14 protein-coding genes and 2 pseudogenes are annotated in these 21,077 nt (G+C 73.2%); 7 read left to right on the top strand and 9 right to left on the bottom strand.

What is annotated here, in order from left to right; genetic code table 11:
* Positions 1–28: 28 nt before the first annotated feature.
* From ACU6P3_RS16300 to ACU6P3_RS16275, 6 genes and pseudogenes are all read left to right on the top strand, one after another.
* Positions 29–253 (top strand): annotated as a pseudogene (locus tag ACU6P3_RS16300) (acyl carrier protein); the annotation flags it as partial.
* A gap of 323 nt (positions 254–576) precedes the next feature.
* The gene (locus ACU6P3_RS16295) at positions 577–1,818 is read left to right on the top strand and encodes a beta-ketoacyl-[acyl-carrier-protein] synthase family protein (RefSeq protein ID WP_447197735.1); all 1,242 of its coding nucleotides are present in this window, start codon (positions 577–579) and stop codon (positions 1,816–1,818) included.
* A 412-nt stretch (positions 1,819–2,230) separates the two neighbouring features.
* Positions 2,231–3,121: an SDR family oxidoreductase gene (locus ACU6P3_RS16290; RefSeq protein ID WP_447197734.1), complete on the top strand. Its 891-nt coding sequence runs from the start codon at positions 2,231–2,233 to the stop codon at positions 3,119–3,121.
* Positions 3,122–3,359: 238 nt separating this feature from the next.
* Positions 3,360–4,301: a PP2C family protein-serine/threonine phosphatase gene (locus ACU6P3_RS16285; RefSeq protein WP_447197733.1), complete on the top strand. Its 942-nt coding sequence runs from the start codon at positions 3,360–3,362 to the stop codon at positions 4,299–4,301.
* Positions 4,302–4,364: 63 nt separating this feature from the next.
* Positions 4,365–5,495, top strand: a complete 1,131-nt coding sequence (locus tag ACU6P3_RS16280; protein WP_447197732.1) for an MASE1 domain-containing protein — start codon at positions 4,365–4,367, stop codon at positions 5,493–5,495.
* A complete protein-coding gene (locus tag ACU6P3_RS16275) occupies positions 5,486–7,066 on the top strand; it encodes an aldehyde dehydrogenase (NADP(+)) (RefSeq protein ID WP_447197731.1) in 1,581 nt (526 codons plus the stop codon). Before ACU6P3_RS16280 ends, ACU6P3_RS16275 begins: the two co-directional genes overlap by 10 nt.
* A gap of 103 nt (positions 7,067–7,169) precedes the next feature.
* Here ACU6P3_RS16275 and ACU6P3_RS16270 read toward each other — a convergent pair whose 3' ends face one another.
* From ACU6P3_RS16270 to ACU6P3_RS16230, 9 genes and pseudogenes are all read right to left on the bottom strand, one after another.
* A complete protein-coding gene (locus ACU6P3_RS16270; RefSeq protein ID WP_447197914.1) occupies positions 7,170–8,117 on the bottom strand; it encodes a hypothetical protein in 948 nt (315 codons plus the stop codon).
* A gap of 203 nt (positions 8,118–8,320) precedes the next feature.
* Positions 8,321–9,385 (bottom strand): bile acid:sodium symporter family protein, encoded by a 1,065-nt coding sequence (locus tag ACU6P3_RS16265; RefSeq protein WP_447197913.1) that lies wholly within the window; start codon positions 9,383–9,385, stop codon positions 8,321–8,323.
* A 152-nt stretch (positions 9,386–9,537) separates the two neighbouring features.
* Positions 9,538–10,122 carry a hypothetical protein gene (locus ACU6P3_RS16260; protein ID WP_447197730.1) on the bottom strand — a complete coding sequence of 195 codons (585 nt, stop codon included), beginning with the start codon at positions 10,120–10,122 and terminating at the stop codon, positions 9,538–9,540.
* A 19-nt stretch (positions 10,123–10,141) separates the two neighbouring features.
* Entirely contained in the window at positions 10,142–11,068 is a 927-nt protein-coding gene (locus ACU6P3_RS16255) for an isocitrate lyase/PEP mutase family protein (RefSeq protein ID WP_447197729.1), read from the bottom strand.
* Positions 11,069–11,245: 177 nt separating this feature from the next.
* The gene (locus tag ACU6P3_RS16250) at positions 11,246–12,304 is read right to left on the bottom strand and encodes a DUF72 domain-containing protein (protein ID WP_447197728.1); all 1,059 of its coding nucleotides are present in this window, start codon (positions 12,302–12,304) and stop codon (positions 11,246–11,248) included.
* A 162-nt stretch (positions 12,305–12,466) separates the two neighbouring features.
* The gene (locus ACU6P3_RS16245) at positions 12,467–13,780 is read right to left on the bottom strand and encodes a glycosyltransferase (RefSeq protein ID WP_447197727.1); all 1,314 of its coding nucleotides are present in this window, start codon (positions 13,778–13,780) and stop codon (positions 12,467–12,469) included.
* Positions 13,781–14,050: 270 nt separating this feature from the next.
* Positions 14,051–17,449, bottom strand: a complete 3,399-nt coding sequence (gene lacZ, locus ACU6P3_RS16240) for a beta-galactosidase, LacZ type (protein WP_447197726.1) — start codon at positions 17,447–17,449, stop codon at positions 14,051–14,053.
* A 138-nt stretch (positions 17,450–17,587) separates the two neighbouring features.
* On the bottom strand, positions 17,588–18,364 hold the full coding sequence (locus tag ACU6P3_RS16235; RefSeq protein WP_447197725.1) for a phosphotransferase: 777 nt from the start codon (positions 18,362–18,364) through the stop codon (positions 17,588–17,590).
* A gap of 229 nt (positions 18,365–18,593) precedes the next feature.
* A pseudogene (locus tag ACU6P3_RS16230) lies at positions 18,594–19,082 on the bottom strand (glycosyltransferase family 2 protein); the annotation flags it as partial.
* A 336-nt stretch (positions 19,083–19,418) separates the two neighbouring features.
* Here ACU6P3_RS16230 and ACU6P3_RS16225 point away from each other — a divergent pair.
* Entirely contained in the window at positions 19,419–20,945 is a 1,527-nt protein-coding gene (locus ACU6P3_RS16225) for an FAD-binding oxidoreductase (RefSeq protein ID WP_447197724.1), read from the top strand.
* Positions 20,946–21,077: the final 132 nt, after the last annotated feature.

The following is a 21,077-nucleotide window of genomic DNA, read 5'->3' as shown; positions in this document are numbered from 1 at the left end:
CCCATCCATCCGCTCGAAAGGACATGTCATGAGCGAGATCCACCCGAAGATCGCCGAGGTGCTGAGCGAGACGTTCAAGGTGCCGACCGTGGAGATCATCCCCGAGGCCACGATGGACAGTCTGGAGATGGACTCCCTCGCCGTCGCCGAGCTCGCCGTGATCATCAAGGAGACACTGGGCATCGACGCCGACGCGGAGTCGTTCCTCAAGGGAGCCACGCTGACGGAGATCACGGCGTTCCTCGACGAGGCGAAGTTCCTCAACGACGCGAACGAGGCGTACGAGGCCGAGGCGTACGCGCCGGGGACGCGCCAGGGCGAGACGTTCGGGCCGGCGGCGAGCGGCGACAGGACGAGCGGCGTGGACACGCGTACGGCCGCGGCGAGCGGCGCCGACGCGCGTGGCGGTGCCTGTCACGCCAAGGCACGGGACACCGAGGCACGGGACACCGAGGCACGGGCCACCGGTTCGCGCGAGGCCGGTTCGCGGGAGGCCGGTTCGCGTGGCACCGGTTCGCTTGGCGCCGGTACGTACGGCGCCGGTGCGCACCGGGCCGAGGCCATGAGCGTCGGCCGATGACCCGGCAGCAGCCCCGGCCCGCCGTCGCCATCACCGGCCTGGGAATGATCACTCCGGCCGGTCATGACACCGAGTCCACCTGGGACGGACTGTGCGCCGGGGCCTCGACCGCCCGGAGGGTCCCCGAACTGCGCGGCTGCGAGGTCGACTTCGCCTGTACGGTCGACGGCATCGACCTGGACGCGGCGATCGGCGGACGCACGGCGTTCCGGATGGGCCGTTACGTCAAGTTCGCGCTGCTCGCCGCGCGCGAGGCGGTCGCCGACGCCGGGCTCGACCCACGGTCCTGGGACGGCACCCGGGTCGCCGTCGTGGTCGGGACCAGCAGCGGGGGCTCGGCGAGCCTGGCGGAACAGGCCGTCGCGCTCGACCGGCGCGGCCCCGGCGCGACATCGCCCGCGGGTGTTTTGCTCACGATCCCGAACATGCCGGCCGCCGAGATCGCGATCAACATGCGCGCGACGGGCCCCAGCATGGCGCCCTGCACGGCGTGCTCGTCCGGCGTCACGGCGCTGGCCGTGGCGCGCGACCTGCTGACCACCGGGCAGTGCGACATCGCGGTGGCGGGCGCGACGGAGTCGATCGTCTTCCCCGTCGCGATGACCGGCTTCGCCCGTTCGCGGTCGGCGGCGGTGGCCCGGCCCGGGGACGATCCGGCGCGGTTGTGCCGGCCGTTCGCGGCGGACCGGCTGGGACTGGTCATGGGGGAGGGCGCGGCCGTCATGGTGCTGGAGCGCGAGGCGGACGCGCGGGCGCGCGGCGCGGGGCCGCGCGCGCTGCTGGCGGGCGCCGGGGCGACCACGGACGCGCACCACCCGACGAGCCCGCACCCCTCGGGCGCGGTCGCGCAGAGGGCGGTGGAGGCGGCGCTGCGGGACGCGGGCTGGCAGGCGGGCGATGTCGAGCACGTCAACGCGCACGGGACGTCGACGCCGCTGAACGACGCGACGGAGGCGGCGATGATCAGCCGGGTCTTTCCGCACCGGCCCCCGGTCACGGCGCCGAAGGGCGTGCTGGGGCACTGCATGGGGGCGGCGGGCGCGATCGAGGCGGGGCTGACCGTGCTGAGCCTCCAGCACGGGGTCGTACCACCGGTGGCGAACCTGGACGCCCCGGCGGACGAGTTCGACATCGCATGCGTGACCAAGACACCGTTGTACCGGCCGATCGAGCGTGCGGTCAGCCACTCGTTCGGCTTCGGCGGGCACAACGCGGTAGTGGCGTTGCGGCGGGCCTGACGACTGCGGGCAGTCGGCCGTTGTACGTCGCTGTCGCTGCTCCCCACGCCGCTCGCCTCTTCGGTATCCGGTGGGTCCCCCCGCCCGCCGTCCCGGCGAATCCGCAGCCTCGGCCGCGCCGCTTCCGCCGGGCCACGCGCCACCCGGCCACGCGCCACCCGGCCGCGCGCCACCCGGCCGCGCGCCCCCTGCCCGGCCACGGTCACCCGCCACCAGTCACCCGCCGCCGATCACCTGCCACCGGCCACCTGACACCGGAAGGGGGCCCGACCCCTGTCCGGCCCGTCGTCCCGTCGTCGTTTCCCTTGGTGTCCTTTTCCGTACGGTCGTCGCCGCCGTCCCCGCGCAGCGCCGCGCAGCGCCGCGCGGGGACGGCGGGCCGGCCCCGTCCCCTCACCGTGGAGGTCCGTTCATGAGCAGCCATCTGCCGCTCCGCGGGCGTACCGCCGTTGTCACCGGCGCCGCCCGTGGCATCGGCGCGCAGCTCGCCCGTACCCTCTCCGCGCGCGGCGCCCGGCTGGCGCTCGTCGGCTCGGAGGAAGCCGCGCTGGAGCGGGTCGCCGCCTCGTTGCCCGGCGAGGCGGACCACTGGCACGCCGATGTGACGGACGCGGACGCCATGACCCGTACCGCACGGCGCGTGGCCGAGCGGTTCGGGCGGGTCGACGCGGTCGTCGCCAACGCCGGGGTCGCGGCCGGCGGGCTGTTCCTGGACTCCGATCCCGGGGCGTGGCGGCGGGTGATCGAGGTCAACCTCGTCGGCAGCGCCGTCACCGCCCGCGCGTTCCTGCCGGCGCTGCTCGTCTCGCGCGGTTACTACCTGCAGATCGCCTCGCTCGCCGCCCTCGCGCCCGCGCCGATGATGTCCGCCTACTGCGCGTCGAAGGCGGGGGTGGAGTCCTTCGCCCACGCCCTGCGGACCGAGGTCGCGCACCACGGTGTACGCGTCGGGGTCGCGTACCTGAGCTGGACCGACACGGACATGGCACGGAGCGCGGAACAGGACTCGACGCTGCGCGAGTTGCGCGCCCGGCTGCCCTGGCCGGCCGACCGCACGTACCCGGTGGCCCCGGCCGTGGACCGGCTGGCCTCCGGCATCGAGCGCCGGGCCCACCACATCTACGCGCAGCCCTGGCTGCGCGCGGCCCGCCTCGTACGGGCGGCCCTCCCGACCGCCGGAGCACGCCACGCCCGCCGCCACCTGCCGGCCCTGGAACCCTGGGCGTCCGGCACGCCGACCACCCTGCTCGGCGCGTCGGCGGCGAGCGGCGCGGGCGCGGGCACCGGCGCGGGTGCCGGCTGAGCCGTTCGCCGGCGTGCGGGCAGGCACGCCACTGTCGTGTCGGCCGTTGCGTCGTGGGCGTCGGCCGGCTCGACAGGGTCCGCGGTTCGCGGGTGCCCGGGGTTCGCCGCGGTCGACGGTGGCACCCGCGTCGGGCGGTCGCCACGGTTGGCGGAGAGAAATATGATGAATCTGCGACTGTCGGACCGTCTCGGATCCTCATCGAGACCCGCGCGCACGCACATCCCCGGAGCGGTGCATGACCCGGCGTACCCCCTTTTCGTCGGCCTCTCCGTCGGCGAGCGCCGATGACCTGCTGACCACGCTCGGGCGGCTCACCGCCCAGGCGCGGCAGGGGGCCGAGCTGCACCGGGCCCGGGTGGAGCTGGCGGAGGCGTTGCAGCGCGGGATGCTGCCGGCCGAGCTGCCCGCCGCGCCGGGGCTGCGGACCCTGGCGCTGTACGCCCCCGCCCGGGACGGGCTGGACATCGGTGGCGACTGGTACGACGGGTTCGTGCTGCCCGACGGCACGCTCGGGTTCTGCGTGGGGGACGTGCAGGGACACGACGTCGAGGCCGCCGCCTTCATGGGACAGGTCCGGATCGGCCTGCGGGCGACGGCGGCGGTGGCCAGGGATCCGGGCGAGGCCCTGAGCCGGGCCAACGACCTGCTGCTGTCCGTGGGCTGTGGCCTCTTCGCGACCTGTACGTTCCTCCGCTTCGACCCCGTCACCCGGGTGCTGGAGAGCGCCCGGGCCGGCCACACGCCCGCCGTATGGGCCACCGCCGACGGCGGGGCCGGGGTCGCCGAGGACGCCGGCGGGCTGCCGCTCGGTATCGCGCCGGGCGAGAGGTACCCGGTGACGCGCCGCCGGCTGGCGGGCCGGTGGGTGCTCGTCCTGCTCACGGACGGGGTGGTCGAGGGTCCGTCCGTGCCGATCGAGGAGGGGCTGGCCCGCGTGGTACGGCTGGCCCGCGCGCAGGCGGGCGCCGGCTGCGACCTGGCCGAGCTGGCGGCCCGGGTCATGGCGGTGGCCGAGTCGACCGGGCACACGGACGACGCGGCCGTCCTGATCCTGTGCCACGACGGGGCGCCGGCCGTGCCGGCCCCTCCGGCGGCATCGGGACGACCGGAGGTGCCGCCGGTGCCGCTCACGCCGACAGGCCCGTACGGACACCTCCGGCCCGCCCGCCCCGGGTGACGCCCGTGCCCGCCAGTGCGTGTCTTGGCGTACCCGGGCGGTGACCGATGTCTGATGGTTCGTGTGGTGCGTACCGAGGAGAGCCGACGAGCGGGGCGCCTGTCCGTGGCGCTGCTCCGGATCCTCGGTGTCACCGCCGTCTACTGGGGGGCCGGCCGGCTCGGCCTGCTGAAACAGGTGACCTTCGGTGAGGCGGTCGTCACGCCGCTGTGGCCGCCCACCGGGATCGCCCTGGCCGCGCTGCTCCGGCTGGGGCCCGGCGTCTGGCCGGGTGTCACGCTCGGCGCGCTCGCCTTCGTCCGGACGCTCGGTCCGCTCAACACCGCCGACATCGGGATCGTCGCGGGCAACACCCTCGCCCCGCTCTGTGCGCTGCTGATGCTCCGGAAGGTGGCGTTCCGTACCCAGCTGGACCGGCTGCGCGACGGGGTGGCGCTGGTGTTCCTCGGAGCGTTGGGCGGGATGCTCGTCAGCGCGACGATGGGTACGGCGTCGCTGCTGCTCGGCGGCAGGCTGCCGGCGGACGCCTGGTGGCCGACCTGGTCGGCGTGGTGGGCCGGGGACGCGATGGGGGTGCTGGTCGTGACCCCGCTGCTGCTCATCCTGCCCAGGTTCCGGCCGCCCTGGAACACACGGCGGTGGCCCGAGGCCGTGGCCTTGTCCGTGGTCGCCGCCGTGGTCACCCCGGTCGCCGTGATGAGTCCGCTGGGCATGCTCTATCTGATCTTCCCGGTCCTCATCTGGGCCGCCCTGCGCTTCGAACTCGCGGGCAGCGCTCCGTACGTGCTCTTCGCGTCCGTCCTCGCGATCTCGGAGGCGACCGACAGCGTCGGCGCGTTCGAGGGCCACACGCTGGTGGAGCGGATGATCAGCCTCCAGGTCCTCAACGGCTCGGCCGCGCTGACCTCGCTGCTGCTGGCGGCGATCGTGACCGAGCAGGCGAACGTACGGCTGAGGATCCAGGAGGCGTGTGACGAACTCGCCGCCGTCGTGTGGCGGCTCGCACCGAAGGAACCCGGCACGAGCCCCGGCGCCGGCCGCGCCCCCGGTCCCGCCTCCGGACAGGCGCCTGACCCCGCCTCCGGCCGGGTGCCCGAAAAGCCCCGCCCGGGAACGACTCCAGGGCGAAGCGGTCCAGAAGGAAGACGAAGCGGCGCAGAAGGAAACGGAGAGGAAGACGGCCCATGCCCCTGACCGGAGCGATGTTCCTCGGTGCCGAGCGGCGCACCGGCACCGGCCCCGCGCTCGCCGCCGCCGACCCGCGCACCGACACCCCCCTGGAACCGGCCTACGGCTCCGCCACCCCCGACGACATCGCCCACGCGTGCGTGCTCGCGCAGCGGGCGGCCCGCTCGTACGGCGCCACCTCCCCCGAGCGGCGCGCTACCTTCCTGGAGCGGATCGCCGACCGGGTCGAGGCGCTCGGCGGTGAGCTGATCAACCGCGCGGTCGCCGAGACCGGCCTCGCCACCGGCCGGGTGACCGCCGAACGCGACCGGGCGGCGGCCCAGCTGCGGATCTTCGCCGCCGAGGTGCGGGACGGCGGCTGGGCGGAGGTACGGATCGACCGGGCGCTGCGCCACCGTTCCCCCGAGCCCCGTCCCGACCTGCGCGAACGCCATCTGGCCCTCGGCCCCGTCGCCGTGTTCGGCGCGGCCGAGTCCCCGATCGCCCGTTCCGTGGCGGGCGAGGCGACCACCGCCGCGCTCGCCGCCGGCTGTCCGGTCGTGGTCCGGCCGCCGAGTTCGCACCTGGGCACGGCCGAACTCCTCGGCTCCGCCGTCGCCGCCGCCGTGCGCCACAGCGAGCTCCCGGAGGGCGTGTTCTCGCTGGTCTTCGGCTCGGGCGCGGAGACCGGGCGGGCCCTCGTCACCGATCCCCGGATCAGGGCCGTCAGTTTCACCGGCTCGCGCGCCGGTGGAGCGGCGCTGCTGCGCACGGCCGCCGCGCGCCCCGAACCGATCCCGGTGTACGCGGAGATGACCAGCCTCAACCCGGTGTTCCTGCTGCCCGGCGCCCTGCGCGAACGGTCCGCCGAGCTGGCGGAGGCGTTCACCCGGGAACTCACGCGTGACGCGGGACAGTTCCGTACGGCTCCCGGACTGCTGGTGGCCGCCGACGGCCTGGAGCTGGCCGAGTTCCTGGTGGCCGCCCGTACCGCGCTGACCGCGTGCACCGGGGCCACCATGCTGACCCGGGGGGTCCACGCCGCGTACGAGCGCGCCACGGCGGCGCTCGCGGCGGTCGAGGACGTACGGGAAGTGGCGGCCGGTCGGCCGGGCGAGGGCGCCAACACCTGTGTGGCCAGGCTGTTCACGGTCCCTGCCGGGCGTTTCCTGGCCGAACCGGCGCTCCGGGACGGCGTGTTCGGCGCCGTCGCGACCGTGGTGACCTGCCGGGACACGGAGCAGCTGGTCGAGGTCGCGCACGCCCTCCAGGGACAGTTGACCGCGACCGTGCACCACGGCACCGGCGACCGGGACACCGCGCGCGCCCTGCTGCCGCTGCTGGAGGGCAAGGCGGGCCGGGTCGTGTACGACGGCTGGCCGACCGGGGTCGAGGTCGGTTACGCGACGGTCCACAGCGGCCCGTTCCCGGCCGCCTCCGACGCCCGTACCACCGCGATCGGCACCCTCGCCGTACGCCGCTACCTGCGCCCGGTCTGTTACCAGGACGTCCCGGCCGAGCTGCTCCCGGCCGCGCTGCACGACGACAACCCGTACGGGCTGCGCCGCCGCCTGGACGGCGCCCGCGAGCAGCGCTGACCGGGCCGCCCGGGGTGGTGCGCGCGGCCCGGGCATGGCGAGGGCCCCCTCGCGCCGCGAAGGGGCCCTCCCGCCGTGCCGCCCTCCGGCGATCCGGTCGCGATCAGTGGTGCACGGCGGTGGGGAACGCCGTCGTGGTGGGGCTGTAGTACGCCTGATAGGGGTCTTCCGGGTGCCGGCGGTGCCGCCCGGGGTGGCCCGGGTGGCCAGGGTGACCGGAGTGCCTGCTGTCGGAGAACGAGGAGCCGGCGCTGAGCCGTCCGTCGTCGGCGAGGGCCTGGACGCGCAGGAGCAGCGCGCGGAGGTCCAGGCCCAGTTCGGCGGCCACTGTCTGGAGGTCGAGCCCGGACTTCCAGCTCCACACCAGGACGGAGTCCATGCTGGGAGACCAGGCGACACCGTCCTCCGCGGCCGCCATGGGGGCCATGGACGCCATGGGGGCCATGGACGCCATGGGGGGCATCGACGGCATGGGCGCCATGGGTGTGACGGGGGCCGTCGGGGCCCCGAAGACCCCGGAGGGCGCCGTGCCGCCCGAGGTCTCCGGCGCCGTGCCGGTGCCCGCCGTGGGAGGCATGGGCGGCACCGGGGGCTGCCCCGGCTGACCCATGGGTGCGGTGGGGATCGTCAGGTGCGCGGTCGGCGGCAGCAGCGCGTCCTGCGCGGGCGGCTCCGGTCCCGGCTGAACCGTTTCGTTGCGCTGGTGCGGCAGTTGGACCTCCATCGTCAGTGCCTCGGCGAAGGGGTCATGAGTCATCTGCGGCATGTGGGGCAACTGCCCGGCTTGAGCCGCCGCCTGCGTCGCCTGCGCCACGTGCGGGGCCCGCAGCAACTCCTCGGCGACGCACCGGGCTTCCTCGCGCCCCACCGTCCGGCGCGCCACGCGCACCTCGCGCTCACCCAGGCCCAGCAGGTTCGCGACCGTACCGTCGCTGCCGACGGTGACGGCGAACGCGGCGAGCGTCCTGCTCCGTCCCACCTGAGCCTCGTCCAGCACCGCCTGCGCCTCGCGCACGCGCTCGTCACTGGCGCAGAAAGCCTCGGCCAACACGGTGTTCCGTTCCCAGAATTCTCGTGGATCCACGACCGTAACAACGTTCAACTGGCCAATGGGAACGGACCGTCGACCGCAATACACCCAAAAAGAGCAAGGGTGTAAAAATGGACAATAGGGTCGGCATTGGAGTGAAGTGTCGGGCACGCGGGCTTCCGTCCACGACCTTTTCACGGTTGTGGACGGTGGGGTGGCGGCGATCAGGCGGTCGGCTCGCTCATCAGCGGGCGCGGCCCCGGGGCGGTGGTACCCGCCGTGCCCGCCTCCTCCGCCGGCGCCGGCCCTGGTGTCGGGGACGGCTCCGGCGCTGTGCGGGACCAGCGGTTCGCGAGCACGGCGCAGACCATCAACTGCACCTGGTGGTAGAGCATCAGCGGCAGGATCACCGGTCCCGCCGTGGCCCCGAACAGCACGGCGGCCATGGGCAGTCCCGTCGCGAGGCTCTTGTTCGAGCCGCAGAACACGATGGCGATCCGGTCCTCCCGGCCGAAGCCGAGGCGCCGCGCGGCGTACGACGTGATCAGGAGCGCCAGCGTGAGCAGGATCGCGGCCAGCGTCACCAGGGTGAGCAGCCGCAGTGCGGTGAGCTGCCGCCAGACGCCCTCCTCCATGCCACGGCTGAACGCCGTGTAGACGACGAGGAGGATGGAGAGCCGGTCCAGCAGGCTCAGCGCCTTCCTGTGCCGCCCCACGAACGCCCCGATCCAGCGCCGCAGCCCCTGCCCGGCCACGAACGGAAGCAGCAACTGGCCGACGATGGCCAGCAGCCCGTCGGTCGAGAAGCTGACCGTGGACCCGATCAGCCAGGCCGCGAGCAGCGGTGTGACGATCATGCCGACGAGACTGGAGTACGTTCCGGCGCAGATGGCCGCCGGAACGTTGCCCCGGGCCGTGGAGGTGAGGGCGATGGACGACTGGATGGTCGAGGGGACGACGCAGAGGAAGAGCAGTCCGAGATACAGCTGATCGGTGAGCAGGAACGGTACGAGCCCGCCCGCCGCCATCCCCAGCAGCGGGAACAGCGCGAACGTACTGGCCCCGATGACGAGATGGAGCCGCCACCGCCGCAGGCCGTCCACCGCCTCGCGGGTGGAGAGCCGGGCCCCGTAGAGGAAGAAGAGCAGCGCGATGGCGAGGTCGGCGGCGCCGCCGACGGCCACGCCCGCGCGGCCGGTGGCGGGCAGCAGCGCGGCGAACAGGACCGTACCGAGAAGGGCGGCGACATACGGGTCGACCGCCCTGAGCACCCGGCCGGGCCAGGACATCGGCCGGAGCGGGGACGCCGGCCGGAGCGGGGACGTCATGTCTCACTCACCCTCTTCCCGTATGTGTCTCGTCTGTCTCGCGGTTTGTCTCGCGGTCTGTCTCGCGTGCGGCCCTGCCGTGTGTGCCGCCCTGTCGTGTGGTCGCTCGCGCGCTATTCGCTGCCTTCGCCCTGCCAGGGCGGATGGCCGAGCTGAGTGATCCAGCCCAGCGGGGAGGACCGGGGTGCCGGGGGCGGGGCCGTCGTGCCGGGGCACGGGCATGAACCTCCGGACGCGACGGGTCCGCCGGAGTCACGGACGTCTCCGGCGTGTACGTCGATCGCGCCGCCGCCCCCGTCGTGGTCGCTGCCCGCCGTGCCCCTGCTGCCGATCAGCGTGTTGAGCGTCCGGTCGACCTCGAGCCAGGAGTCGGCGGACGAGTTGTCGATGACGATGAGGCCCCTGTGCTGGTTGCCGGGCGGTGGCGGATCGTCGGGCTCGTCCGGCTCTTCCTCGGGCGCCGACGACACGGCCGCCGACGGCGCCGGCGTGGACGAGACGGCCGCCGACGGCGCGGGCGCGGTCGGCGCCGCCTCCGCCGGTTGCGCCGCGTCCGCCGCCTGTGCCGCACCGCCGCCGTACAGCACACCCGCGGCCGCCGCGACGCACACACGCGTCGCGGACGTCCGCGCGAGACGGGTCCCTTTGCCCGGCAACCGGTGCCGACCGGTGCCGGGGCGGAAAGGATTCGATGTCACGGAAGCGAAATTCTCCCGGTCAGACGGAAACCGGCCGACGGACTTCACGGGCTTCGGGCACATCGAGAACCTCACTGTTCTCGCGCATCCCACCGGTCTCGGGGACTTCGTGGTGCCTGCTGATGTTCTTCTCCAGCAGTTCCGTCGAACCCCGCACCCCGATCGCCCCGGTTTCCCGGGTGTCCGGCAGCCGGCCGTCCGCCATTTTCAGGTCGACCAGCGCGCCGTCGATCGCGCCGTGCGCGGCGAACAGGCACGGGGTGCTGTAAATGGCGACGTCGACGCCGAGTTCGGAGAGTTCGGTGAGGGAGAGCCGCGGTGACTTCCCGCCCGCGATCTGGTTGAACAGCAGTGGCTTGTCGCCGACGACCTTGCGGATCTTGCGGATCCAGTCCACGCTGCGGACCCCGTCGACGAGGACGACGTCCGCGTCCGTCTCCGCCAGCGCCGCCGCCCGGCGCACGATCTCGGACTCCTCCGTCGCGTCCGTACGGGCCACCACGAGCATGTCCCGCCGGCTGCTCAGCACCAGTTCGAGCTTCTCCAGGTACTCCTCCAGCGGCAGCACCAGCTTGCCGTCCGCGTGTCCGCACCTGCGCGGCCGCTTCTGGTCCTCCAGGATCACCCCGGACGCCCCGGCGCGCTCCAGCCGCTGCACCACGTGGCAGGCGACCTCCGGGTCCACGTACCCGTCGTCGATGTCCACCAGCATGTGGTGGCCGGGGAAGGCCAGCCGCAGCCGCTCGGCGAAGGCGACCATGTCCGGCCAGGCGATGAAACCGATGTCGGGAAGCCCGTAGTGCGAGGCGGCGAACCCGAATCCGGACACGAAGAAGCCGTTGTAGTGCTGAGCCGCGATGGAGGCCGAGTACATGTCGTAGATGCCGATGAGAGGGGTCGTACGGGGGGATGCGACCGCTTCTCGCAGGGCGGGGCCGTAGCGCATTGGTCTCTCCTCGTTCCGGAACCCGTGCCGACGCACGGGTTCGGACAATGTGCTGACGGAGAAAACATTTACAGAAAACCAAAGCCGAGTAAAACGACACACCGTCACTCGAATTGATCTGGCAAAGTTTCAGCAGTGTTTCTTTGTGTTCCCATTACGTGCGAAGAAAGGTTTGGCTTACCTGCGGAGGCCCGGGCCGGGGCGGCGGTGCGCTGCCTCGTCGAGCAGCCGGCGCATCGACGCGGCGGCGCGGACGGACGCGTCGGCACAGCAGTTGTTGAACATGACGTGGACGGCGTCCGCCTCGTCGGCCATGGCCCGCAGGCGCGGCACCCACTCGGCCAGTTCCTCCGGGGCGTAGGTGTGGCGGAACCGTTCCTCCTTGGTCCCCGTACCCCATGCGCCGCTCCGGCCGTGGAAGCGCGTCATCGCCAGTCGGCGCGAGGTGACGGGGGAGACCGGCGGTACGGATGTGGCGAGCGACTGCGCCATGTCCACGGCCACGGCGGTCATGTCCCGGTCCGCGAGGAACGCCGAGGTCGCGGCGAGCCGTTCCGCGCGCCACCACCCGGGGTGCCGGAACTCGACGGCGACGGGCCAGCCGGCGGTACGCTCCCGGCACCGGTCGAGGAACGCCTCCGCCCGGGGCCCGGGTGCGAGCCACGGCGGGAACTGGAAGAGGAGCGTGCCGAGCCGGCCCGTCCGGCGCAGCGGCTCCAGCGCGCCGCTGAAACGCCGCCAGATCTCGTCGAGCAGCCCGCCGTCGGTGCCGCCGGCGGTGCCGCTGTCGGCACCACCGCCGGTGCCGGCGCCGCTGTCGGCACCACCGCCGGTGCCGGTGCCGGTGCCGGTGCCAGTGCCCGTGGCGGTGCCGGCGCCCGCGGCGGCGTTCGCGTCACGGCCCGCGCCGTCCCGTCGCCCGGGCCCCGGCCGCTGCTGTCGACGAAACGCCTCGCGCAGATCGGCGGGCAGCGCTTCGGGCCGTGTCGGGTGCCCGGTGAGCAGTGAGAACGCCTTGACGTCGAAGCGGAAGCCGGGCGGTGTCCGCTCGGCCCACAGCCTGCTGTTGCGGACACTGGGCAGCGCGTAGTACGTGGCGTCGACCTCCACCACGGGGAACCGCTCGGCGTAATGACGCAGTCTCCCGGCCGCGTCGCGGCGCCCCGGCGGGTACCAGCCGGAGGCGAGCAGCGCGCGGTCCGTCCAGGAACACGTACCGACCAGGATCTCGCCCATGACCGCCCGGCTACCCGCACGGCTCCGGTGAAGTCCTTCCATCCGGACCCGTCCGCCGCCGCGTTCACGACCATCGGCCCTGTCCGCCGGTTCCCGCCGGTTCGTTCACGCCCCCCGGCCCCGTTCGCCGGTCAGGTTCGCCGGTCAGGTTCGCCGGTCCGTTCACACGCCGCCGACCAGGGGCGTCTCCTCCACCGCCGCCAGCACGGCGCCCGCGCCGTCCTCGGTTTCCATGTGACGGGCCGCCGCCTCGGCGCGGGCGCGCAGGGAGGCGTCCCGTACGGCACGGCCGACCGCGGCGGCGAGGCGCTCCTCGGCGCGGTCCGCGGCCAGGGCGGCGAAGGGAAGCGGTGCCGTGCCCGCGCCGGCCGCGACCAGCCGGGCGGCCCAGAACGGCTGGTCCGCCGTCACCGGCACCGGCACCGACGGCAACCCGGCGCGCAGGGCGGCGGCCGTCGTCCCCGCGCCGGCGTGGTGGACGACCGCCGCGAGGTGCGGGAGGAGGAGCGCGTGCGGCACGTTCCCGATCGTCAGCATGTCGTCACCGGGCGGTTCGTCGTCGGCGGACAGCCCGGCCCAGCCGGCTTGCAGGACTCCCCTGACCCCGGCCCGGCGCAGGGCCCGTACGGCTGTGCGCCCCAGCCGCTCCCCGTGGCCCGCGCCCATGCTGCCGAAGCCGATGAGGACGGGCGGCGGCCCCGAGGCGAGGAAGTCCGCCAGGCGGTCCGGCAGCCGGGCGCCGGAGGGCACGAACGGCCACCAGTTGCCGACGACCTTCAGCTCAGCGGGCCAGTCGGCGGGGCACGGCACCAGCGTCGTGCTGAATCCGTGCAGGACGGGCATGACCGTGGCCGCCCGCGCGCGCCGGATCGCCGTCGCGGACGCGTGCGGCAGGCCCAGTTCCGTACGCAGCGCCCGGACGGCGTCCGCGTACAGCCGGTCCACCACGTGCTGCGCGGCCCGGCCCGCGAGGTGGTTGCCCCGTCTCCCCAGCGAACGCGCGCCGCTCACGGGCGGCGGGAAGTCCCCGGTGGGGTGGGCGGGCTGGAGGGCCACACCGAGGGCGGGGATGCCGAGTGCCTCGGAGAGCTGCCGGCCGAGCGGGGCCGTGGTGGTGGACAGGAGCAGCATTTCGGGGTCGGCCTCGGCGACCGCGCGGGCGAGGCTGGTCCCCAGCGTCCGGACGAACTCGGCGGCGGCGCGCATAAGGGCGCGGTTGCCGCTCCCGGAGACGTCCCCGCCGCCCCGGCCCGCGGCGGACCCGCCCGCCGAGGCCCGGCCGACGGCGGCCCCGCCCGCGGACCGCGGATCGGCGGGCAGCGGTATCGGGCACAGATCGGCGGAGCGCAGGAGCGAGTCGTAGGACGGGTCGGCGGCGAGCGCGACCACGTGTCCGGCCGCGCGGAGGCGGGCGGCGAGTCCGGTGTACGGGGCGATGTCCCCGTACGAACCGGCCGCCGCGATGAGGATCCTCATGACTGTCTCCCCGCGGCCGTCGTACCGTGCGCGGTCGTACGGTCCAAGGGTGTCCGTACCGTCATCCCGGCGAATTCGGACATCTGCTCGATCGAATAACCCACGTCGTCTCCCCGCCCCTGCTTCCGCCGTCCCGTTCCGTCCCCCCATTGAGCCACCCGGCCCCGAGCTCCGGACTCTCGCCCCCGGCAGTCGGCCCTGCGGTGCATCCTCACGGCGCGTGAAAGGCAACCGCTGGAGCGGCGGTCGGGGCGTACTCGCGCGGCGGCGCTACGCGGGCCGCAGCCGGTAGCCGTACGTGTAGCTGCGGCCGGCGTGCAGCAGGTACGCCTCCAACGGGGCGGCGCCCCAGGAGTTGATGCCGCCCACGCCCATCTGCCGGTGGTTGACACCGAGGACGGTCTCGGCACGCCGCGTCAGGTCGTGCGGGTGGCGGGGGCCTTCCAGGTCGAACGGCGAGTGGTGCAGGGCGCTGAACTCCAGCAGCGACGCGTCGGCCGCCGCCGAGGCATCGCCGCCGGCATCAGCGGCGTCGTCGGCGGCGGGACCGGGATCCGCGGTCACGGTCAGGCCCTCCCCCGACCGGTTGACGACGGACAGCCACCGCACGTCGGTCATGTTGCCCGTCTGCTGGGGCCGGACGTACGGCGCCATCTGGTCGTCGACCGTGGAGCGGTAACGCCCCACGAAGGCCGCGCTCTTGCGGTCCGAGTAGTTCTCGTGCGGACCGCGCCCGTACCACTCCAGCCGCTCGAACCCCGCCGGTACGGTCAGCAGCGCGCCCACCATGGGCAGGTCGGGCAGGCCCGCGGCCGCGTCGAGCGTGTGCCGTACCCGTATCTCGCCGGTGCCCAGCACCCGGAAGACGGTGTGCCAGGCGGACGCCGCGGGCGCGGTGGGGAGCGTGGCGGCGACCTCGATCAGCACCTCGCCGGGAGAGGGCTGCGAGACCTCGACGGAGGTCACGGTCCGGTCGGCGCCCGCGTCCCGCCAGGTGCGTGCCGTGGTGTGGAACTTCCGGCCGATGTCGTTGTCGGTGGGACCGCGCCAGAAGTTGGGCACGGGCCCGCCCGCGAGCAGGAGCCGGCCGCGGTGGCGGTACGAGGCGAGCGTGCCGGTCGTCTTGTCGAGGACCACGTCGAGGCCGCGCCCGCTGACCCGTACCCGGGTGTCCGACTCACTGACGGTGAGGCCGGGGGCGGCGGGTGTCGCGGAGGGCGTGGGCGTGGGCGCGGTCTCGGTCGCGGTGGAGCGCCGCCCGAGGGCGAGCTGTTCGGCGGCGACCGTGTGCCCGGCGTCGGCCCAGCGGGTCTTCCGGCGCAGGACGAAGGCGATGTCGAGCCAGTATTCGCCCCCTTGCCCGGCCGTGTCCTTGCCGGTGCCGGTGCCGGTGCCGGTGTCAGTGCCGGCTGCCGCGCCGTCGGCTGCCGCGCCGGGGCGCCCCACGGGCACGCGCACGGTGGCCGTGCCGCCCGGCGCGACCTTCGGCGCGGGCAGCGTGCCCTGCCGTACGCGCTCGCCGTCCCGGGTCAGGGTCCACCGCAACTCGTAGGCGTCCAGGCCGCTGAAGAGGTGCTTGTTGCGGATCGCAACCGCGACCTGGGAGTCCCCGGCGGACGGTTCGGCGGCGGCCGATATCCCCACCGGCTGGTACATCTTCTTTATCTCCAGCAGGCCGGGGTGGATCCGCCGGTCCGCGTCGACCAGGCCGTTGCAGCTGAAGTTCCCGTCCGTCGGGTAGCCGGGTTTCCAGTCACCGCCGTAACTCAGGTACGTCCGCTTCGGGTCGCCCGGCACCGGGAGCCGGATCGCCTGGTCGACCCAGTCCCAGACGAAGGCGCCGTGCAGGTTCGGGTAGCGCTCGAAGACGTCCCAGTACTCCTGGAGATTGCCGCCGCTGTTGCCCATGGAGTGGTTGTACTCGCACAGCAGGTACGGCTTCGGATTGCCGGACCGGCCGTACGCCTCCACGCCGGCGGGGCTGGTGTACATCTCGCTGTGGACGTCGGCGACGGCGTTCATGCCCTCGTAGTGCACCGGCCGTGAGGCGTCACGCGCGCGTGTCCAGTCGGCCATGGCCCGGAAGTTCTCGCCCTGGCCGGCCTCGTTGCCGAGCGACCAGGCGACGACGCACGGGTGGTTCTTGTCGCGCTCGACGAGCGAGCGCATCCGGTCCACGCAGGCGTCCGTCCACTCGGGCAGTGACGCCGGCACGCGGTCGCGGACCCCGTGCGTCTCCAGGTTCGCCTCGTCGATGACGTACAGACCGTACTCGTCGCAGAGTTCCGCCCAGCGGGGGTGGTTCGGGTAGTGGGAGGTCCGCACGGCGTTGATGTTGTGCCGCTTCATCAGCAGGATGTCCTCGACCATCCGCTCCTCGCGGACCGCCTGGCCGTGGTCGGGGTCGGACTCGTGGCGGTTGGTGCCGTGGAACATCAGCGGCTTCCCGTTGATGGTGTACCTGCCGGGTCCGTACTCGATCCGGCGGAAGCCCACCCGGGTCCGCTGGACGTCCACCGGTCTGCCGGAGCGGTCGGTGAGGGTGACCACGAGGGTGTAGAGGTTCGGGTCCTCGGCGGACCAGAGGGCGGGCGCGGGGACGTCGGCGGTCAGGGTGACGACGGCGTCGCCCTCCGCCTCGCCGGCGGCCGGGAAGGCGACCCGCCCGGTGAGGGGACGCCCCAGGACCCGCTTCCCCCCGGCGTCGTACAGCACCGCCTCGACCTGGTGCCCGTCCGGCCGCGCGCCGCCGCGGTCGCGTACGGTCGTCGTGACGGTCAGCACCGCGTCCCGGTAGGCGGAGTCCAGGTCGGTGCGGACGAACAGGTCCTGCACGTGCGTCGGCGGGATCGAGTAGAGGTACACGTCACGGAAGATCCCGGACAGGTCGATCATGTCCTGGTCCTCCAGCCAGCTGCCGTCGGACCAGCGGAAGACCTCGACGGCCAGCGTGTTGCGGCCGGGCCGGACGTGCGCGGTGATGTCGAACTCGGCGGGCGTGTAGCTGTCCTCGCTGTAGCCGACGCGCGTCCCGTTCACCCACACGAAGAACGCGGACTTCACGCCCTGGAAGGAGAGCAGCGTACGGCGCCCGCTCCAGTCGGCGGGCAGGGCGAAGGTACGGCGGTAGGAGCCGACGGGGTTGAACTCGCGGGGGATGTCGGGCGGTTCGGGCGTCTCGTACCCGACCCACGGGTACTTGATGTTGAGGTAGATCGGCTCGGGGTACCCCTCGATCTCCCAGTTGGAGGGGACGGGGATCCGGTCCCAGCCGCTGTCGTCGTAGTCCGGGGCGTGGAAGCCGACGGGCCGCAGCTCCGGGTTCTTCGACCAGCGGAACCGCCAATCCCCGTTGAGGGAGCGGTAGTAGGGCGATTCCTCGACCCGCCGCCCGCGCACCGCGTCGGTCACACTCCCGTACGGCACGAGCCGGGTCCGCGCCTCCTCCCGGTTGATCTGGAAGACGCGCGGCCGGGCATCCCACTCGTCCCCGGGGGCCGCGCTGCCGCCGCCGGCCCTGCCCGCGCCGACGCCGTCGGCGGCGAAGGCGCTCTTCTGCGCGGCGAAGGCCGCCCAGCCGGCGAGGGCGGTCGCGGAGACGAGGAGGGACCGCCGGCGCGGTCGTGGGGCGGCGGTGTGCTGGTCGTTGCTCGGGCACTCGGCATTCATGGGGGCTGACTCCGAACGGAAGGCAACAAGAAACCACAGCATCAGACGTGACCGCGCGTCCCACAAGACTCCGGTACGGGACACGTCCGGCCGACGGAAGTTCTTTTGCCGGCGCGGAGCGGCGGGCCGGGGCGTCGCTCAGGTCGCCGACCAGAGGCGGCGGTAGAAGTCCATACGGTGCGGGTCGGGGGCGATTCCGTAGGCGTCCAGGAGGGCGTCCTCCCAGCCGGGGCCGTAGTTGACCCCGGTGCTCCAGGTGGCCACGGCAAGGTCGGCCCAGCGGTCCGCGACACCGAGGGCGCCCATGTCCACGTGAGCGGACCACGTACCGTCCTCGTGCAGCAGCGTGTTCGGCGCGCAGGGGTCGCCGTGGCACACGACGAGGCGGTCGGCCGGCGGGGTGGCGGACAACAGGTCCGCGCTCACCTGGATGCCGGCGGCCCTGGCGCGGGCCAGCCGGTCGCCGACGGACCAGCTGAAGGGGCAGTCGGCCACGGGCAGTTGATCGTGCAGGGCCCGCAGTCCCGATCCCAGCGCGCGTACGGCCGTGGCGGGATCGGCCTTCCACCGAGGGGCGACGGCACTCTCGCCGGGGAGCCCATGGGTGACGAGCCAGGCGCCGGCGTCGTCGGCCCCGTACTCCCGTACGCGGGGTACGGAAGTGAAACGGCCGGCCCATTCGAGGCGTACCGCCTCGGCGGCCAGATCGAGCCCGGAGCCCGCCGGTGCCCACTTGGCGAACAACAGGCTCTCGCCATCGCCGTCTCTGCCACCGCTGTCTCCGCTGTCGCCGATCCGGAAGGTCAGGCCGCCCCGTTCGTTCTGCCAGACGGGGTGCGGGTCGCGCCCCTCGGCGAGGGCCGCGATGCGAGCGGGAACGCGTACGGGGGAGGCGGGTGGTCCGGAGTACGGCATGCGCGCGGGTTCTCCTTCGGATCCGGAGCGGGGCATGAGCGCATGCTTGCGTCGGCGGGCGCCGGACGCGAACCATTTTCCTCGGCGGCCCGGGCCCGGGCCTGGGCTTGAGCCGGGGTGAGACGGAGGTCGGGGCGGGGCGAAGCCGGGGTGGGACGGAGGCCGGCGCGCCTGGGCCCAGCTGAGGAGAAGTGCGGTGGCCTGACGTGGAACCGCGCCCGGCCGTGACTCACCCGTCGGCCGGCCGGCGCCCCCACGCGCGCGCCATCGCTCGCGTTCTGGCCTCGATGACGGTCATGCGCGCGGTCCGCTCGGCTGTGTCCGTGTGGGCCGCCTGACTGGTCGCCTGGCCGGGCCACTTGCGGTAGAGCAGCCCGTACTCGCGGGTGAACCAGCCTCGGCTGACGGAGTTCAGCGCGAGGAGCAGCCCGGTGTCCTCGGAGGCCGGCAGAGCCATCCAGCCGCCAAGGGCGAGCAGCAGGTCGCGGCGCATGAACAGGGTCGCCGGGTGGACCTGGGCGATGAAGTCATGGGCCCGCCAGTGCTCCAGCACCGCGCCGGGCTCGACGGGCCCCTCGTCCGGATCCTGGTCGAAGCCGGCGGTGGAGCCGTCGGGCAGCAGGTCGAGCACACGCGCCGTGGCCCAGCCGATACCGCGGTCGCCTTCGAGCACGGCCAGGTCACGGGCGAGAGCGCCTGCCGTCAACTGGTCGTCGGAGGAAGGAAGGGCGCCGCGGGTTCGTGAACAGCCGTGATGACGATGATGCGCCGACGCATCGAGGCCACCGCCTTCCTGATCGCAGGACTCGTCCCACCTCGTCCGACCACGTCTGACCCCGCCTCGCCCCGTCCCGTCTCGTCACGCCGACGGTTGACGAGGCTGCCGACGGCTCTCAGCGTACGAGCCGGCCGCGCGGTGACGACGCGGGGGATCAGGCGGCTGCTGAGCGTGTCGGAAGCGGGTCACCGTGATCACTTTTGCTATCGTCCGCCTCGCGCAAATCGCCCATAACGGGATAATTTGATCCGGCTGGTGGCCGGAAGGAGCAGGGACATGAACGACTTTTCTCGTCGCGGACTACTCAAGGCAACGGCGGTCGCCGGTGCCGGCGCGGTCGTCGTCCCGGGCGTCGCGGCCGCCCAGCCCACGGCCGCGAGCGCTGTGGCCGCCGGGGCCGAGGGCGTCGTCAGGGCAGAGGGTGCCGGGCCTGGGGGTGCGAAGTGCCCGCCGGCGAAGTTGACCGGCCGTATCGTGCGTCCCAATGATCCCGACTACGCGGAGGCGAGCCTGGGCTGGGACGAGCTGTTCGTCCACTATCCGCTGGTCATCGTCTACGTCCAGAACACCCGGGACGTGGTCAACGCCCTGACATGGGCGCGGCAGCACAACGTCGCACTGCGGGTGCGCAGCGGTGGTCACAGCCTCGAGGGCTGGTCGAACGTGGACAACGGCATCGTGATCGATGTCAGCGAGCTGAAGTCGGCGCACATCGACGCCAGGGCCCGCACGGCGACGGTCGGTGCCGGCCTCAACCAGCTGGAAGCGGTGACCACGCTCGCCGAGAAGAACTTCGCGGTGACGACGGGAACGGAAGGCAGCGTGGGCCTGGCCGGTGCCACCCTGGGCGGCGGCCTCGGGTTCTTCACCCGGTATCTGGGTATGGCCTGCGACAGCCTGATCGGCGCCGAGGTCGTCGTGGCGGAAGGCGCCGAGTGCGCCAAGGTGATCAAGGCGGACCTGAAGAACCACTCCGACCTGCTGTGGGCTCTGCGCGGCGCGGGCAACGGCAACTTCGGGATCGTCACGTCCCTCACCTACAAGGTGGCTCCGCTCAAGAGCGTCACGTACCTGCGGGCGACGTGGGACGGCCTCGGGGACCTGCACGGAGTCTTCGACAACTGGCAGCGTACGGCTCCGGTCACCGACAACCGCCTGGGCACCCAGCTCGAGGTGCACCCGAAGCAGATCCTGCTGTTCGCGGTCCTGGCGGAGGGAACGCCGGCGGAGGCGAAGAAACTGCTGGCCCCCATCCTTTCGGTCGGCCGTCCCGAGGTCACGACGCAGGTCGGCAACTGGGGCGATGTGTACGCGGGGTTCCAGGTCCCGACCGAGGACGAACCCGCGAACTGGAAGTTCTTCTCCCAGTTCACCAAGAAGCCGTTCCCGGACAAGGCGATCAGCATCATCGCCTCGTTCATGCGGGACGCGCCGACGGACGACAGCAACTTCTTCACCCAGGCCTTCGGCGGAGCGGTCAGGAAGAGCCCCCGCGGCGGTACGTCGTTCCCGCACCGCGACGCGCTCTTCTACTCCGAGCCGGGCGTCGGCTGGGGCACCCGCGGTGTACCGGGCAGCGGCGACGAACTGACCGCGCGGGCCCAGGCGTGGATCGCGGAGTTCAGCCAGGCGCTGCGGCCCTACGTGCACGGCGCCTACGTCAACGTCCCGAACATCGGCATGCAGGAGTGGGAAACCGCCTACTGGGACGGCAACTTCGACCGACTGCGCCGGATCAAGGAGAAGTACGACCCTCACAACGTCTTCCAGTACGAGCAGAGCGTCCCACCCGCCTCCTGCTGACCGACGACAACCTGGCCCCCTCCCGATCCGCTTCCGGCGAGGGGGCTCACCCCTGTCCGCTCTCCCTGAACGGACCGCTGGACGGATGCCCGGCCCGGGGCTGCCGGCCCGCCTGTGAACCGCCGGTACGAC

This window comes from Streptomyces hebeiensis (assembly GCF_052983195.1).
The sequence above is the reverse complement of the archived record's forward strand: the minus strand, read 5'-3'. Positions and strand labels throughout refer to the sequence as shown.

What these genes read in the sequence shown, in the direction of transcription:
- ACU6P3_RS16225 (WP_447197724.1), top strand. Translation starts at nt 19,419, where the DNA reads ATGAACGACTTTTCTCGTCGCGGACTACTCAAGGCAACGGCGGTCGCC.
- ACU6P3_RS16235 (WP_447197725.1), bottom strand. Translation starts at nt 18,364, where the DNA reads ATGCCGTACTCCGGACCACCCGCCTCCCCCGTACGCGTTCCCGCTCGC.
- ACU6P3_RS16245 (WP_447197727.1), bottom strand. Translation starts at nt 13,780, where the DNA reads ATGAGGATCCTCATCGCGGCGGCCGGTTCGTACGGGGACATCGCCCCG.
- ACU6P3_RS16265 (WP_447197913.1), bottom strand. Translation starts at nt 9,385, where the DNA reads ATGTCCTGGCCCGGCCGGGTGCTCAGGGCGGTCGACCCGTATGTCGCC.
- ACU6P3_RS16275 (WP_447197731.1), top strand. Translation starts at nt 5,486, where the DNA reads ATGCCCCTGACCGGAGCGATGTTCCTCGGTGCCGAGCGGCGCACCGGC.
- ACU6P3_RS16250 (WP_447197728.1), bottom strand. Translation starts at nt 12,304, where the DNA reads ATGGGCGAGATCCTGGTCGGTACGTGTTCCTGGACGGACCGCGCGCTG.
- ACU6P3_RS16255 (WP_447197729.1), bottom strand. Translation starts at nt 11,068, where the DNA reads ATGCGCTACGGCCCCGCCCTGCGAGAAGCGGTCGCATCCCCCCGTACG.
- ACU6P3_RS16285 (WP_447197733.1), top strand. Translation starts at nt 3,360, where the DNA reads ATGACCCGGCGTACCCCCTTTTCGTCGGCCTCTCCGTCGGCGAGCGCC.
- lacZ (WP_447197726.1), bottom strand. Translation starts at nt 17,449, where the DNA reads ATGAATGCCGAGTGCCCGAGCAACGACCAGCACACCGCCGCCCCACGA.
- ACU6P3_RS16290 (WP_447197734.1), top strand. Translation starts at nt 2,231, where the DNA reads ATGAGCAGCCATCTGCCGCTCCGCGGGCGTACCGCCGTTGTCACCGGC.
- ACU6P3_RS16295 (WP_447197735.1), top strand. Translation starts at nt 577, where the DNA reads ATGACCCGGCAGCAGCCCCGGCCCGCCGTCGCCATCACCGGCCTGGGA.